The sequence below is a fragment of the Azospirillum sp. Sh1 genome (assembly GCF_008365135.1).
Lineage (GTDB): Bacteria > Pseudomonadota > Alphaproteobacteria > Azospirillales > Azospirillaceae > Azospirillum > Azospirillum oryzae.
This window is the reverse complement of record NZ_VTTK01000004.1, coordinates 1-13,888: the sequence shown is the minus strand read 5'-3', so window position 1 is coordinate 13,888 and position 13,888 is coordinate 1. Positions and strand designations below refer to the sequence as shown.

The 13,888-nt window shown below is 67.1% G+C and carries 12 protein-coding genes; 4 read left to right on the top strand and 8 right to left on the bottom strand.

Annotated elements, in window-relative coordinates:
• Positions 1 to 6 precede the first annotated feature (6 nt).
• From FZ029_RS05995 to FZ029_RS05960, 8 genes are all read right to left on the bottom strand, one after another.
• The gene (locus tag FZ029_RS05995) at positions 7 to 2,295 is read right to left on the bottom strand and encodes a mechanosensitive ion channel family protein (RefSeq protein WP_149268403.1); all 2,289 of its coding nucleotides are present in this window, start codon (positions 2,293 to 2,295) and stop codon (positions 7 to 9) included.
• Between the two features lie 96 nt (positions 2,296 to 2,391).
• Positions 2,392 to 2,580, bottom strand: coding sequence for a hypothetical protein (locus FZ029_RS05990; protein ID WP_149268402.1), 189 nt, complete (start codon positions 2,578 to 2,580; stop codon positions 2,392 to 2,394).
• Between the two features lie 127 nt (positions 2,581 to 2,707).
• Positions 2,708 to 4,090, bottom strand: coding sequence for an L-serine ammonia-lyase (locus FZ029_RS05985; protein WP_149268401.1), 1,383 nt, complete (start codon positions 4,088 to 4,090; stop codon positions 2,708 to 2,710).
• Between the two features lie 218 nt (positions 4,091 to 4,308).
• Positions 4,309 to 5,583, bottom strand: a complete 1,275-nt coding sequence (glyA, locus tag FZ029_RS05980) for a serine hydroxymethyltransferase (RefSeq protein ID WP_149268400.1) — start codon at positions 5,581 to 5,583, stop codon at positions 4,309 to 4,311.
• Positions 5,584 to 5,598: 15 nt separating this feature from the next.
• Positions 5,599 to 6,153: a sarcosine oxidase subunit gamma family protein gene (locus FZ029_RS05975; RefSeq protein ID WP_149268399.1), complete on the bottom strand. Its 555-nt coding sequence runs from the start codon at positions 6,151 to 6,153 to the stop codon at positions 5,599 to 5,601.
• Positions 6,154 to 6,164: 11 nt separating this feature from the next.
• Positions 6,165 to 9,164, bottom strand: coding sequence for a sarcosine oxidase subunit alpha (locus tag FZ029_RS05970; RefSeq protein ID WP_149268398.1), 3,000 nt, complete (start codon positions 9,162 to 9,164; stop codon positions 6,165 to 6,167).
• The gene (locus tag FZ029_RS05965) at positions 9,161 to 9,484 is read right to left on the bottom strand and encodes a sarcosine oxidase subunit delta (protein WP_085082214.1); all 324 of its coding nucleotides are present in this window, start codon (positions 9,482 to 9,484) and stop codon (positions 9,161 to 9,163) included. Before FZ029_RS05965 ends, FZ029_RS05970 begins: the two co-directional genes overlap by 4 nt.
• Positions 9,485 to 9,494: 10 nt before the next feature.
• Positions 9,495 to 10,748: a sarcosine oxidase subunit beta family protein gene (locus FZ029_RS05960; RefSeq protein ID WP_149268397.1), complete on the bottom strand. Its 1,254-nt coding sequence runs from the start codon at positions 10,746 to 10,748 to the stop codon at positions 9,495 to 9,497.
• Positions 10,749 to 10,862: 114 nt separating this feature from the next.
• Here FZ029_RS05960 and FZ029_RS05955 point away from each other — a divergent pair, with 114 nt between their 5' ends.
• The 4 genes from FZ029_RS05955 (at position 10,863) to FZ029_RS05940 (ending at position 13,749) form a co-directional block, all read left to right on the top strand.
• Positions 10,863 to 11,906 (top strand): GlxA family transcriptional regulator, encoded by a 1,044-nt coding sequence (locus tag FZ029_RS05955; protein WP_149268396.1) that lies wholly within the window; start codon positions 10,863 to 10,865, stop codon positions 11,904 to 11,906.
• 187 nt (positions 11,907 to 12,093) lie between these two features.
• Positions 12,094 to 12,624 (top strand): YbaK/EbsC family protein, encoded by a 531-nt coding sequence (locus FZ029_RS05950; protein WP_149268395.1) that lies wholly within the window; start codon positions 12,094 to 12,096, stop codon positions 12,622 to 12,624.
• A 34-nt stretch (positions 12,625 to 12,658) separates the two neighbouring features.
• Positions 12,659 to 13,522 (top strand): formyltetrahydrofolate deformylase, encoded by an 864-nt coding sequence (purU, locus tag FZ029_RS05945; RefSeq protein ID WP_188051827.1) that lies wholly within the window; start codon positions 12,659 to 12,661, stop codon positions 13,520 to 13,522.
• A 29-nt stretch (positions 13,523 to 13,551) separates the two neighbouring features.
• Complete coding sequence (locus FZ029_RS05940; RefSeq protein WP_149268394.1) at positions 13,552 to 13,749, top strand: hypothetical protein; 198 nt, start codon at positions 13,552 to 13,554, stop codon at positions 13,747 to 13,749.
• Positions 13,750 to 13,888 lie beyond the last annotated feature (139 nt).

The window sequence follows — 13,888 nt, the reverse complement described above, 5'->3', positions numbered from 1 at the left end:
CGCCGTCTACAACGCACCCTTGTGCCTGCCGGCCGCAGCCCCGGCGTCCGGTGCGTCCTCGTCCAGCGTGTGCAGGACGGCGCCGGCGGCCAGGGTCCGGGCATCCTCTCCGGGCGGTGCCCCGGCCGGGCCGTTCACCGTCGCCTCGCCGGCGAAGCGGACCGTCACCTCGCGATGGGCGAAGCGGATGCCCTCGCGGCGGAACAGGGCGTGAAGTTCCTGGAACACCCGCTTGCGGACGTCCCACTGGTCGCCTGGGCGGGTCATGAACTTGACGCGGAGGATCATCGCCGAATCCTCCATCTGGATGACACCCTGTGATTTCAACGGTTGCAGGAATTTCGGCCCCAGTTCCGGATCCTCCAGCAGGGCCTGCCCAAGCTGCTTGATGTGCTTGCGGACCTTTTCGACATCGGTGTCATAGGTGATGCGCAGCGGCAGCTTCATGATCACCCAGTCGCGCGAATAGTTGGTCAACTGGTGGATTTCGCCGAAGGGGACGGTGTGCAGGGGGCCGCGATGGTGGCGGAGTTGCATCGACCGCACGGAGATCTTTTCCACCGTGCCGCGGATGGCCCCGATCTCGATGTACTCGCCCTTGCGGAAGGCGTCGTCGATCAGGAAGAAGGCGCCGGAGAAGATGTCGCGGATCAGCGTCTGCGCGCCGAAGCCGATGGCGATGCCGGCGATGCCCGCCCCGGCGAACAGCGGCGCGATGTTGACCCCCAGATCCATCAGCACGCTGACCAGAACCGCGCCGACGATCGACAGCAGGACGAAATTGCGCACCAGCGGCAGCAGCGTCGCCAGCCGGCTGGCCGAGCCGTGGCCGCCCCCCTCGTCGCCCGGAACGGTGCCGGGCACCGGCCCTTCCTCGGCGATCCGGCGGTCGATCCAGATGCGGATGCTCTGGTGGGCGACGTAGCCGATCAGGCAGATCGTCATGACGCTGGTGAGGTGCTCGGCCGCATCGCCCCGCATGCGCGGGATGTTCCACACCGACAGGGTCACGGTCACCCCGGCGGCGGCGGCCAGGATGCCCGCCACCCGCCGGGCCAGCGCCTCGTAACTGTCGAGGGCGGCGACCGGCGGGGGCGAGGAGGGCGGGGTGCTTCCGTCCGCGGTTCCGCCCCGGTCATCGTCCGCAGGCTCCCCCACAGACCACCACTGGGGCCGCCGCTGGTGGAACAGCCGGTGGGTGGCGTAGGTGACGGTGGCGTAGACGGCCAAAATCGCCCCGGCGACCGCATAGGCGCCGAGCAGCAGCGGCAACTCGGTCGGCCAGCCCAGGATCAGGCGGTTGACCAGCGCTGCCCAAGCGCAGGCGAAATAGACGACCACCACGGGAAACCACAGGCGCAAGGCCAACCGTTCGAGCGGAGCGACCGTTCCGGCGCCGCGCCCGGCAAGGAAGATGCTGTCGACCGTCCGCCGGTGGACATAGAGTGCGCCGACCGTCGCCAGCACGGTCAGCAGCCCGAACAGCGCAACCAGCACCGCATGGGGATCGGCGGGCATCCCCAGCGCCTCCAGCCAGACCGTACCGATCATCAGGGCGATGCCGACGGCACCGCTGGCGGACAGGTCGCGCCGCAGCCGATCGACGCCGGGGGGCAGCACCAACCGCCAGAACAGGCTGATGGTCCAGACCAGCAGATATCCAACTCCGACGAGGATGACGGTCTTTTCGGTCATCGGCGTCGGGTCCGGGATCAGCGCGGTGGCGAGCCCGAATGCGATCAGGCTGGCGAGGATCATGCCGACCGCCGTCATCAGCGCGCGGGCGACCAGACCGGGAAAGCGGGCGGCCAGGTCCGAATCCCCCGGCCTGGGCGCGTCGCGGCGCGGCAGCAGGCGGCGGGCGACCGGCCGTTCGTAAATGACATGCTGCACCGCATGACCCACGACCAGCAGGGCGATGATCAGGCCGATGACCCGCAGGAAGTGGCCGGGCTTGCCGGTCGGGCTCTGGGCCGTCAGGGTCGCCAATATGGCCGAGGGAACTTCCGGCGCGGCACGGAGCCGCTGGGCGAGCTTGCCACGGAACCCGGCCATACGGTCCTGTCCCTCGCTCAGCATCTTCATCATCATATCGTCGGTCCCACCCGGCGCGGCGGTGGCGGCCGGCACGGGAGGGGGAGCCGCCGGCGAGATCGCTTGGGCCGAGATCGCTTGGGCCGAAGCCCCGGCCGCCGGCAAGAGCGCCATCAGCAAAAACAGCGCGCCGATCCAAAGCCGGACCGCCGAACCGAAACGCGAGGGCAGGGCGCGCGTGATAGACAGGACTTCATGCATGGCGTGGCTTCGCGGTCCGTGGCGGTCGACGCCATCAGAATAGCGCAGGTCACGCGGCCGGGAAGTCCGCGGGCAGCGTGCGCACCAGGATTTCCTTCACGCCGTGGTCGGCCTGACCTGTCGCCATGGCTTGGCGACGGCACAGGCCACGATCAGAATGCCGAAGGGGGCTGCGGGCGACACATAGAGGTAATGATAGTCGCTGCGCAAGGCGGTGACGTTCAGGAAGGATACCAGCAGGATCCGCTCCGTATCATGCTGTATGCCCGCCGGTAAAAAATACACCCACTGTGATTGCAGGAATGCTGCAAGTCAGAATGGAACCTACCCTGAGCGACACCAAAAACACATAACGGTTATTATGGAAATATATGTTCCACATGCGATGTCGCATGATGGGCAATTCCGGCCATCAGCACTCCGGCAGATTGACCGCGAGTCCGCCCAGGCTGGTTTCCTTGAACTTGCTGTTCATTTCCTCGCCGGTCTGCCGCATCGCCTGGATGCAGTTGTCCAGCGGCATGAAATGCTGGCCGTCGCCGCGCAGCGCGAGGGATGCCGCGGCCACCGCCTTGGTGGCGCCGATGGCGTTGCGTTCGATGCACGGCACCTGGACCAGCCCGGCAACCGGGTCGCAGGTCATGCCGAGGTGATGCTCGAGCGCGATTTCCGCCGCATTCTCCACCTGCTCCGGCGTTCCGCCCAGAACGGCGCAAAGACCGGCGGCGGCCATGGCGGCGGCGGACCCCACCTCGCCCTGGCAACCGGCCTCGGCCCCGGAGATCGAGGCGTTGTGCTTGATCAGGCCGCCGATCGCCGCGGCGGTCAGCAGGAAATCGGCGACCTTGGCCGGTTCGGCGCCGGCGCAATGGTCGAGGTAATAGCGGATCACCGCCGGCACGACGCCGGCCGCCCCGTTGGTCGGCGCGGTCACCACCTTGCCGCCGGCCGCATTCTCCTCGTTGACCGCCATCGCGTAGACGCTCAGCCAGTCGTATGCGACATGCGGCTGGCTGGAATTGACGCCGCGCTCCCGCAGCAACTGCTGGTGGATGGCTTTCGCCCGCCGCTTCACCTTCAGGCTTCCCGGCAGTTGGCCGTCCAGGCTCAATCCGCGTTCGATGCAGCCGTTCATCACCGCCCAGATGCGGTTCAGGCCGTCGTCCAGCGCCGGCCCGGAGTGATGCACCAGCTCGTTGGCGCGCTTCATGGCGGCAATCGACAGGCCGCTTTCCCTGGCCATGCGCAGCATGGTGGAGGCACGCTCGAAGGGATAGGGCCAGTCGGCGCTCCCCTCACGGGCCGCGGTCGGGGCCGCCTCCCGCTCGGCCGCCGTGACGACGAAGCCGCCGCCGATGGAATAGAAGGTTTCGGACAGCAGAACCGTCCCCTCCCCGTCCAGCGCCTCGAAGACCAGCCCGTTGGCGTGGCCCGGCAGCGCCGGCCCGAAGTCGAACACCACGTCGGCCTCGGGGTCGAACGCCAGGGCCGGCAGGCCGGGAGGCGTCAGCGTCCGCCCGTTCCGAAGCTCGGCGATGCGGCGGTCGGCCTCGTCGACGTCCAGATTGTCCGGCCGGTAGCCGAGCAGGCCGAGCACCACCGCCCGATCCGTCGCATGGCCCTTGCCGGTGAAGGCGAGCGACCCGTGCAGCCGGACCCGGACCGCGGCAGGCGCAGTTCCGGTCCACTCCCGCAGCATGGCGAGGAACCGCACCGCGGCGGTCATCGGCCCCATCGTGTGCGACGAGGACGGGCCGATACCGATCTTGAACACATCGAATACGCTGAGGAACATCGGGTGCCTCGTCAGAGTTTGTGAGTTTTTGGAAGCTCTTATTGGCCGTCATCCCCGCGAAGGCGAGGATCCAGGCGGCTCCGCGTCTAAGCTATTGAAACGGTTGGATTCCCGCCTTCGCGGGAATGACGGCCGAGAGATGCTCATGATGAGATCCGGTGCGATGCGGTGCAAATATGAAGCGTCTCTCGGCAGGACTCACAAAAACTCACAAACTCTCAGCCGTAGATCGGGAAGCGCTCGCACAGTTCCCGGACCACGCCATGCACCCGCTTCTCGACCTCGGGATTGCCGTCCGGGCCGGCTTCGGCCAGGGCGTCGACCACGGTCAGGATCAGTTCGCCGATCCGGGCGAACTCCGCCTCGCCGAAGCCGCGGGTGGTGCCCGCCGCGGTGCCCAGCCGGATGCCGGAGGTCACCGCCGGCTTTTCCGGGTCGAACGGGATCGAGTTCTTGTTGCAGGTCAGGCCGGCGCGCTCCAGCGCGCGCTCGGCGTCGCGGCCCTTCACGCCCTTCGGCCGCAGGTCGACCAGCACCATGTGGCAGTCGGTTCCGCCGGAGACGATGTCCAGCCCGCCTTTCACCAGCGTGTCGGACAGCACCCTGGCGTTGGCCACCACTTGGCCCGCATAGGCCTTGAACTCCGGGGTCAGCGCCTCGCCGAAGGCGACCGCCTTGGCGGCGATGACATGCATCAGCGGGCCGCCCTGGTTGCCCGGGAACACCGCCGAATTGAACTTCTTGGCCAGCGCCTCGTCGTTGGTCAGGATCATGCCGCCGCGCGGACCCCGCAGCGTCTTGTGCGTGGTGGTGGTCACCACATGGGCATGCGGCAACGGGTCCGGATAATGGCCGGTGGCGACCAGCCCGGCGTAATGGGCCATGTCCACCATCAGATAGGCGCCGATCTCGTCGGCGATGCGGCGGAACTCGGCGAAGTCGATCACCCGCGGATAGGCCGACGCGCCGGCGACGATCAGCTTCGGCTTGGTCTCCAGCGCCTTGGCCCGCAGCGCATCATAGTCGATCCGTTGGTCGCTCTCGCGCACCTCATAGCTGACGATGTCGAACCACTTCCCCGACATCGTCACCGGCGAGCCGTGGGTCAGATGGCCGCCATGGGCCAGCGACATGCCCATCACCCGGTCACCCGGCTGCAGCAGGGCGAGGAAGACGGCCTGGTTGGCCTGGGCGCCCGAATGCGGCTGGACATTGACGAAGCCGGCGCCGAACAGCTTCTTGGCGCGGTCGATGGCGATGGTCTCGACCTCGTCCACGAACTGGCAGCCGCCGTAATAGCGTCGGCCCGGATAGCCTTCGGCATATTTGTTGGTGAGGATCGAGCCTTGCGCGGCCAGCACGTCCGCCGAGACGATGTTCTCCGAGGCGATCAGCTCGATCTCGTACTTCTGGCGGTTCAGTTCGCGGTCGATGGCCGCCGCGATCGCGGTATCGGCGAGATCGGGCTTCGGCAGTGACTGATGACGGTTCATGTGCGTTTCTCCCGATCAGATGCCGAGCGCGATTTCGCGGCTGACGGCTTGCAGCAGGCCCCAGACATGGTCGGCGAAGGAGCGCCAGACCTCGATCCGGAAGCGGTTCTTGTCCTCGCGGATCAGGACGATCTGCGCCTTGTCGAAGATGGTGCGGCAGCCGCTGCCGACCGGCATCGCTTCGATGTCGAAGGCGATGGCCGCGCGCAGGGCGAGCGCCGCCGCCTCCCCTTCCACCAGGATGCCGACCTCGCGATGGCCGATGTCGACCAGGCTGTGCGGCTCCTGAAGGGCGGCGAAGGCATCGGCGATGGTGTCGCTCTCGGCGACCGGCGCCAGCAGCACCCACTCGTCGGGGCCGAGCTGGAGCGCGGTCCGTCCGCCATTCTCCACCATCCCGCCGATGCGGGTGGGAAGCGGCGTGCCGAAGGCGGCCCCGGCCGACTGCGCGGCCGCGGGATCGATGCGCAGGCTGAAGCGGGCGACGTCCTCGGCCGCGCGGATGGTCAGCCTGCTGGTTTTGTCGCCGGCGATCGTCTTGCCCAGCAACGGGTGATTGGCCAGAAGCACGGGTAGGCCTCCTATGCGCTGAGACGCTTGTTCTCGGGATCGACGAACACCATACCGGTGATGGTCGCGGAGTGGACCTTGTCCGGCATCGGCACATGCACGGTCTGGCCCTGCAGGGACCGGCCGCCCTGGATCACCGCCAGGGCGATGGACCGCCCCAGCTCGGCGCTCCAGTAGGACGAGGTCACATGGCCGACCATCTCCATCGGCACCGGCTGGTTGGGGTCGAGGACGATCTGCGCCCCCTCCTCCAGCACCGTCTTCGGATCGCTGGTCAGCAGGCCGACCAGCTGCTTGCGGTCCTTCGCCAGCATGTCCGGCCGCGTCAGCGACCGCTTGCCGACGAAGTCCGGCTTGGTCTTGCCGACGGCCCAGGACAGGCCGGCGTCGTCCGGCGTCAGCGTGCCGTCCGTGTCCTGCCCGACGATGATGTAGCCCTTTTCGGCGCGCAGGACATGCATCGTCTCGGTGCCGTAGGGGGTGATGCCGAAGCGCTGCCCGGCCTCGAACAGCTTCTCCCACACCGCGCGGCCGTAGCGGGCCGGCACATTGATCTCGAAGCCGAGTTCGCCGGTGAAGGAGACGCGGAACAGCCGGGTCGGCACGCCGCAGATTTTACCGGTCGCCACCGCCATGTGCGGGAAGGCGCCTTCCGACAGGTCGATGCCCTCGACGAACGGCTCGATCAGCTTGCGGGCATTCGGACCTTGCAGCGCGATCACCGACCATTGCTCGGTGGTCGAGGTCAGCCAGACCTTCAGGTCCGGCCATTCGGTCTGGAGGTAATCCTCCATCATGTTCAGCACGCGTGCCGCGCCGCCGGTGGTGGTGGTGACGTGGAAGCGGTCATGGGCCAGACGTCCGATCACGCCGTCGTCGCGGATGAAGCCGTCCTCGCCGAGCAGCAGGCCGTAGCGGCAGCGGCCGGGCGCAAGCTTTGTCCAGGCGTTGGTGTACATGCGGTTCATGAACTCGGCGGCGTCGGGACCGACGATCTCGATCTTGCCGAGGGTGGAGGCGTCGAACATGCCGAGCGACGAGCGCACCGCCTTGCATTCGCGCGCCACCGCCGCATGCATGTCCTCGCCGACCTGCGGGAAGTACCAGGCGCGGCGCCACAGCGACACCGGTTCGAACACCGCGCCGTTTTCCTCGGCCCAGCTGTCGATTGGCGTCTTGCGCGTCACATCGAACAGCGCGCCCTTGTTGTAGCCGGCGAAGGTGCCGAAGGTGGTCGGGGTGTAGGGCGGGCGGAAGGTGGTCAGACCCACGGCGGGGATCGGCCGCTTCAGCGCATCGGACGCGACGGCCAGACCGTTGATGTTGGACGTCTTGCCCTGGTCCGTCGCCATGCCGTTGGTGGTGTAGCGCTTGATGTGCTCGATCGACTTGAAGCCTTCGCGCACGGCCAGCCGGATGTCCTTGGCCATCACGTCGTTCTGGAAATCGACGAAGGCCTTGGCATGGCCCGGATCGCGGTCGGTCGGCAGCTCGCGGCCGGTCACCCCGGTGAAGGACAGCTCGCCCTCCACATGATAGGACGCAGGCTCGACGCCGAACCCGGCGTCCGCGGCGGCGGCGGCACCGGCGGCGGCGCCATCCTCGAAGGCGGCCTTCAGACCGAAGCGGCCCTTGCCGGCGCCGGCCAGACGGCATTCCTCCTTGCCGCGGCCGGGCAGGAACATCTGACCGTCCTCGTTCCAGGTCAGCGAACCCTGGGTGTGCGAGAACAGATGGACGCTGGGGGTCCAGCCGCCCGACATCAGCAGGGCGTCGCAGGCGATGGTCTCCCCACCCCCTACCTTGCCGCCGGCGCCGACCGGATTGACCCGCACCGACGAGACGCGCAGCCGGCCCTTGGTGCCGGTGACGGTCCAGCCGATCTTTGTCTTGATGCGCAGCGCGTCGGCGGCGGCGACCAGCTGGGTCGGAACGGTGCCGCGGACATCGACGATGGCCGCGATCTCCACCCCCGCCTTGGCCAGATCGAAGGCGGCATGCCAGGCGCTGTCATGGGTGGTGACGACGACGAGCCGGTTGCCGACCTTGACGCCGTAGCGGTTCAGATAGGTGCGCGCGGCACCGGCCAGCATCACGCCCGGACGGTCGTTGCCGGCGAACACCAGCGGCTTTTCGATGGCGCCCTGGGCCAGCACGACCTGCTTGGCCCGCACCTTCCACATCCGCTCGCGCGGCGCGCCGTCCGGCACGATGCGGAGATGGTCGGTCAGCCGCTGGCACAGGCCGACGAAATTCTGGTGGTAATAGCCGATGGCCGTCGTGCGCGGCAGCACGGTGACGTTCGGCATCGACGCCAGCGCGGCGTTGGTGTCCTCCAGCCAGTCCCAGGCCAGCTGCCCGTTGATCTCCGCGCTGGGCTCCGACAGCAGCGAGCCGCCAAGCTCCGTCTGCTCGTCGCACAGGATGACCGAGGCGCCGCTGCGCCCGGCTTCCAGCGCGGCGGCCAGACCGGCGGCGCCGCCACCGACGACCAGCACGTCGCAATGGGCGAAACGGCTGGCATAGGTGTCGGGATCGGGGGCGGTCGGCGCCTTGCCCAGGCCGGCGGCGCTGCGGATGAACGGCTCGTAGACCTTGTTCCAGAAGCTCTTCGGCCACATGAAGGTCTTGTAGTAGAAGCCGGCCGAGAACAGCATGTAGAGCCCGTCGTTCACCGCGCCGATGTCGCGGGTCAGCGACGGCCAGCGGTTCTGGCTCTCGGCCTTCAGCCCCTCGAACACCTCCAGCACGGTCGCCCGCGTGTTCGGCTCGAACCGGCCGTTGCCGCGGTCGGTGCCGACCAGCGCGTTCGGCTCCTCCGACCCGGCGGTCAGGAAGCCGCGCGGCCGGTGGTACTTGAAGGACCGGCCGACGAGATGGACGCCGTTGGCCAGGAGCGCGGACGCCAGGGTGTCGCCCTCGTACCCGGTATAGTCCACGCCGTCGAAGGCGAAGCGGACCTGACGGCTGCGGTTGACCCTGCCCTTGCCTGCAATGCGGAAATTGCTCATGGACGTGCTTCCTTGACGCTGGAGGCGGCCAGCGCGATCTCCTCGTCGCTCGGACGCGGAGCCCCCGCCTTGTAGGTCATGGCGAATTTGTCGGTCACGGTGTCGCGCACCGCGTTGAAGAAGCGGCCGCAGCCGTGCATGTGGCGCCAGCGTTCGAAATGCCGGCCGCGCGGGTTGGTGCGGATGAACAGGAAGTCGCGCCATTCGTCGTCGGACAGGGCGGACGGGTCCGCCGGGCGGGCGATGTGCGCCTCGCCGGCATAGGTGAACTCCAGCTCCGGGCGCTCGGCTTCGCAATATGGGCAGCGGATGAGCAGCATGGTCGTTTCCTCAATGCGCGACGGCGGCGGCGGCGGCCTCGTCGATCAGCCGGCCGGTCTTGAAGCGTTCCAGCGTGAAGGGCGCGTTGATCGGGTGCGGCTCGTCACGGGCGATGGTGTGGGCGAAGACGTTCGCCGAGCCCGGCGTCGCCTTGAAGCCGCCGGTTCCCCAGCCGCAGTTCACATACAGGCCCGGCACCGGCGTCTTGCCGATGATCGGCGAGCGGTCGGGCGTGACATCGACGATGCCGCCCCATTTGCGCAGCATGCGCATGCGGTTGAAGATCGGGAACACCTCGCAGATCGCGGCGACCGTGTGCTCGATCAGCGGCAGACCGCCGCGCTGGCTGTAGGAGGTGTACTGGTCGGTGCCCGACCCGATCACCAGTTCGCCCTTGTCGGACTGGCTGATGTAGGCATGCACGGTGTTGGACATCACCACGCAGGGGAAGGCCGGCTTGACCGGCTCCGACACCAGCGCCTGCAGCGGATAGCTTTCCAGCGGCAGCCGGACGCCGGCGGTGTCCATCACCACCGAGGTGTTGCCGGCGGCCGACACAGCGACCTTCTTGGCCTTGATGAAGCCGCGCGCCGTCTCCACGCCGGTGACGCGGCCGGAGGCATCGCGGCGGATCGCCGTCACCGGGCAGTTCTGGATGATGTCGACCCCGCGCGCCGAGGCGGCCCGCGCATAGCCCCAGGCGACCGCGTCGTGGCGGGCGGTGCCGCCTCGCCGTTGCAGCGCCGCGCCCATCACCGGATAGCGGGCGTTGGCGGCGATGTTCAGCGGCGGGCAGTATTCCTTGGCCTGCTCCGGCGTCAGCCACTCGTTGTCGATGCCGTTCAGGCGGTTGGAGTGGATGTGGCGCTTGAAGCTCTGGATGTCATGAACCGTGTGCGCCAGCATCATCACGCCGCGCTGCGAGAACATGACGTTGTAGTTCAGCTCCTGGCTCAGCCCTTCCCACAGCTTCACCGCATGCTCGTAGAGCCGGGCGCTTTCGTCGTACAGGTAGTTGGAGCGGATGATGGTGGTGTTGCGGCCGGTGTTGCCGCCGCCGAGCCACCCCTTCTCCACCACCGCGACATTGGTGATGCCGTGTTCCTTGGCGAGGTAATAGGCCGCACCCAGACCATGCCCGCCCGCGCCGACGATCACGACGTCATATTCGGCTTTCGGCTCCGCATCGGGCCATTGAGGCTGCCAGTTCTTGTTTCCGGTCAGCGCGTTCGTCAGCAGCGAGGAGAATGAGAAGCGGGTCATGGCAGCACCGCGAAGTTCAACGTGCTGACAGTATCGGGAAGCGACCCTTTGTTGGACAGAACGGGTGCGTCAGTTTAATGTCACCCATGCGACGATGCGTCCGCCGGAGGTCACATGACGAACAGTATCGGGGCAGGCCGCGTCAGGGCGGGCGGCATCGGTACGAACGCTGCCAGGACCGGCCGGTTCCCGGACCGTCCCGCGGCGCCGCGCCTGTCCGTCGGTTTCATCCTCGCCCACCGCTTCACGCTGTGCGCCTTCGCGAATTTCGTCGATGTTCTGAGGCTCGCCGCCGACGAGGGTGACCGCAGCCGGCCGATCCTGTGCGACTGGGCCGTGCTGTCGGACCAGATGCGGCCGGTGGCGTCCAGCTGCGGCATGCTGATGCAACCGACCGAACGGCTGGGCGACCCGGCAAAGTTCGACTACATCGTCGTGATCGGCGGGCTGATCGACGAAATCTCCAACCTCAGCCCCGACTACATCCGCTATCTGCGTCAGGCGGCGGCATCGAAGATCCCGCTGGTGGGTGTCTGCACCGGCGCCTTCATCCTGCAGCGTGCCGGGTTGATGGACGGCTACCGCTGCTGCATCAGCTGGTTCCACCATGCCGATTTCCTGGAGCAGTTCGACGGCATCATGCCTGTGTCCGACCAGATCTTCATCGTCGACCGCGACCGGCTTACCTGCTCGGGCGGGACCAGCTCGGCCCATCTCGCGGCATATCTCGTCGAAAAGCATGTCGGCCGCGCCCAGGCCCGCAAAAGCCTGCACATCATGATCATCGACGACGCGCTGCGCGGGGAGAAGCCGCAGCCCGGCATCCCGCTCGACTTCTCCACCAATGACGAGGTGGTGCGGAAGGCGCTGCTGCTGATGCAGCAGAACATCGACGTGCCGCTGTCGGTGGCGGAGATGGCGCGCCGCCTGGGAGCCGCCCGGCGCCAGATGGAACGGCATTTCCAGAATGCGCTGGGCATGACGCCGACCGAGGCCTATCGGATCATGCGGCTGGAACATGCCGAATTCCTGCTGCGCAACACCGAACAGTCGGTGACGGAGATCGCCGCCGCCGTCGGTTTCTGCGATTCCTCGCACTTCGTCCGCGCCTTCAAGGAACGCCGCGGCATGACGCCGTCCGTCTTCCGCAAGGTCTGAGTCCTTCCGCGCCGGCCGTTTCATGCAATGCCGGTGACGCACCCGTACAATCGGCGGGTGGATCCCTTTGCCATGCTGTCATCAGGGAATCGGTCAGGGATGGGGGGCCAGCGCAAGGCCGCGACCCCGCTCCTCATCGCGGCAGGAACCGCGCTCCGGGTTTGCCGAACAGACAAGGATTGGCAAAATGCTCGACGACACCGACACCATGCAACTGCACTGGCGTGAAGCCGGAATTCCCGAAGAGCTGTGCCGGGAACTCGCCCTCGCATCGATGCCGATGCGCCTGCACGCCCATCCGCCGGTGCGGACCGTCGCCGACGCCGAGGAACACTGGCGCAGCGTTCCCGGCGTGCACAGCAAGAATCTGCTTCTTAAGGATGCCAAGGGCATTCTGTGGCTGGTCGTGCTGCCGCACGATCAGGCGGTGAACATGAAGGAATTGGCCCCGGTCATCGGCGCGGCCAAGCTGTCCTTCGCCTCCCCGGTCACGCTGGAGCAGGTGCTGTCGATCGAGCCGGGCGGCGTCAGCCCGCTGGCCCTGGTGGCGGACAAGGAGCGCCGCGTCCGTCTGGTGCTGGAGCGCCGCGTTCTCGCCGGCGACACCGTCAATTTCCACCCGATGACCAACCGCGCGACGCTGTCGATGCACCCCGACGACCTGTCGGCCTTCCTGGCCCGACTCGGATACGAACCGACGCTCGTCGACCTCGCCTGAGCCCTCCGGCCATCCCTTCCGCGCGAGACCTGCGATGCGTCCGAATCACAACCCGTTCTATATGACCGTCAGTTGCCGGAGCCGGCCGGGGATCATCTCCGCCGTTTCGACATACCTGTCGGACCGCGACTGCGACATCATCGAAAGCGCGCAGTTCGTCGATCACGACGGCGAGCATTTCTTCCTGCGGATGGCCTTCGACGCTCCGGAAGCGATCCGAAGCGAAGCCGTTCTCATCGAAGAACTGCAGCCCATCGTGAACCGCTTTGCGACGACCCTGACGGTGCGGGATGCGCGGCGGCGGCCGAAGATCCTCATCATGGTGTCGAAGTTCGGCCATTGCCTGAACGACCTTCTCTACCGCCACAGCATCGGGGCGCTGCCCGTCGACATCGTCGGCGTCGTGTCGAACCACGACGACTTCCAGTCGCTGGTCGAATCGCACGGCATTTCCTTCCACCATCTTCCGGTCTCGGCCGGCACCAAGCGGGAACAGGAACTCCGCCTGATGGAGATCGTGGAGGCGAACGACGTCGAACTGGTCGTCCTCGCCCGCTACATGCAGGTCCTGTCGCAGGATCTCTGCACGCGGATGGCCGGGCGGATCATCAACATCCACCACAGCTTCCTGCCCAGCTTCAAGGGAGCCAAGCCCTACCATCAGGCCTACAAGCGCGGCGTGAAGCTGATCGGCGCCACGGCGCATTACGTCACCGACGATCTCGACGAAGGGCCGATCATCGAACAGGAGGTGGCGCGCGTCGACCACTCCATGTCGCCCGACGATCTGGTCGCCATCGGCCGCGATGTCGAAAGCGTCATCCTGGCCCGCGCCATCCGCCTGCACATCGAAGCGCGCGTCATGGTCCACGACCACAGGGCGATCGTGCTGCGCTGACCACCCTTTCAAAGGAGTTCATGGACATCATGCAGCTCATCGACGAAAAGGCCACCCAGGCGGTTCACCGGGCCTTCGCGGCAGGCGGTCTGGCCGCGGCGGTGCAGGAACTCCGCCGGCATGTCGTCATCGAGGACGAACGCATGGCGCTGGCCACCATCGAAGCCTTCCTCGCCGCCTCCCGGAACGAGGCCGCACCGCCGAAGGACCCTGCATCGCGGTCGTAACCATCGCCTGCCGGATGCATGCATCTCGGCATCACGCAAGGCACTGGAATAAGGTAATTTTGTCGGCCGTCATTCCCGCGAAGGCGCACTGCTGTCCGGGATTTTTGAATGGATTGCAGCTGCACGGCAGACACAGCCA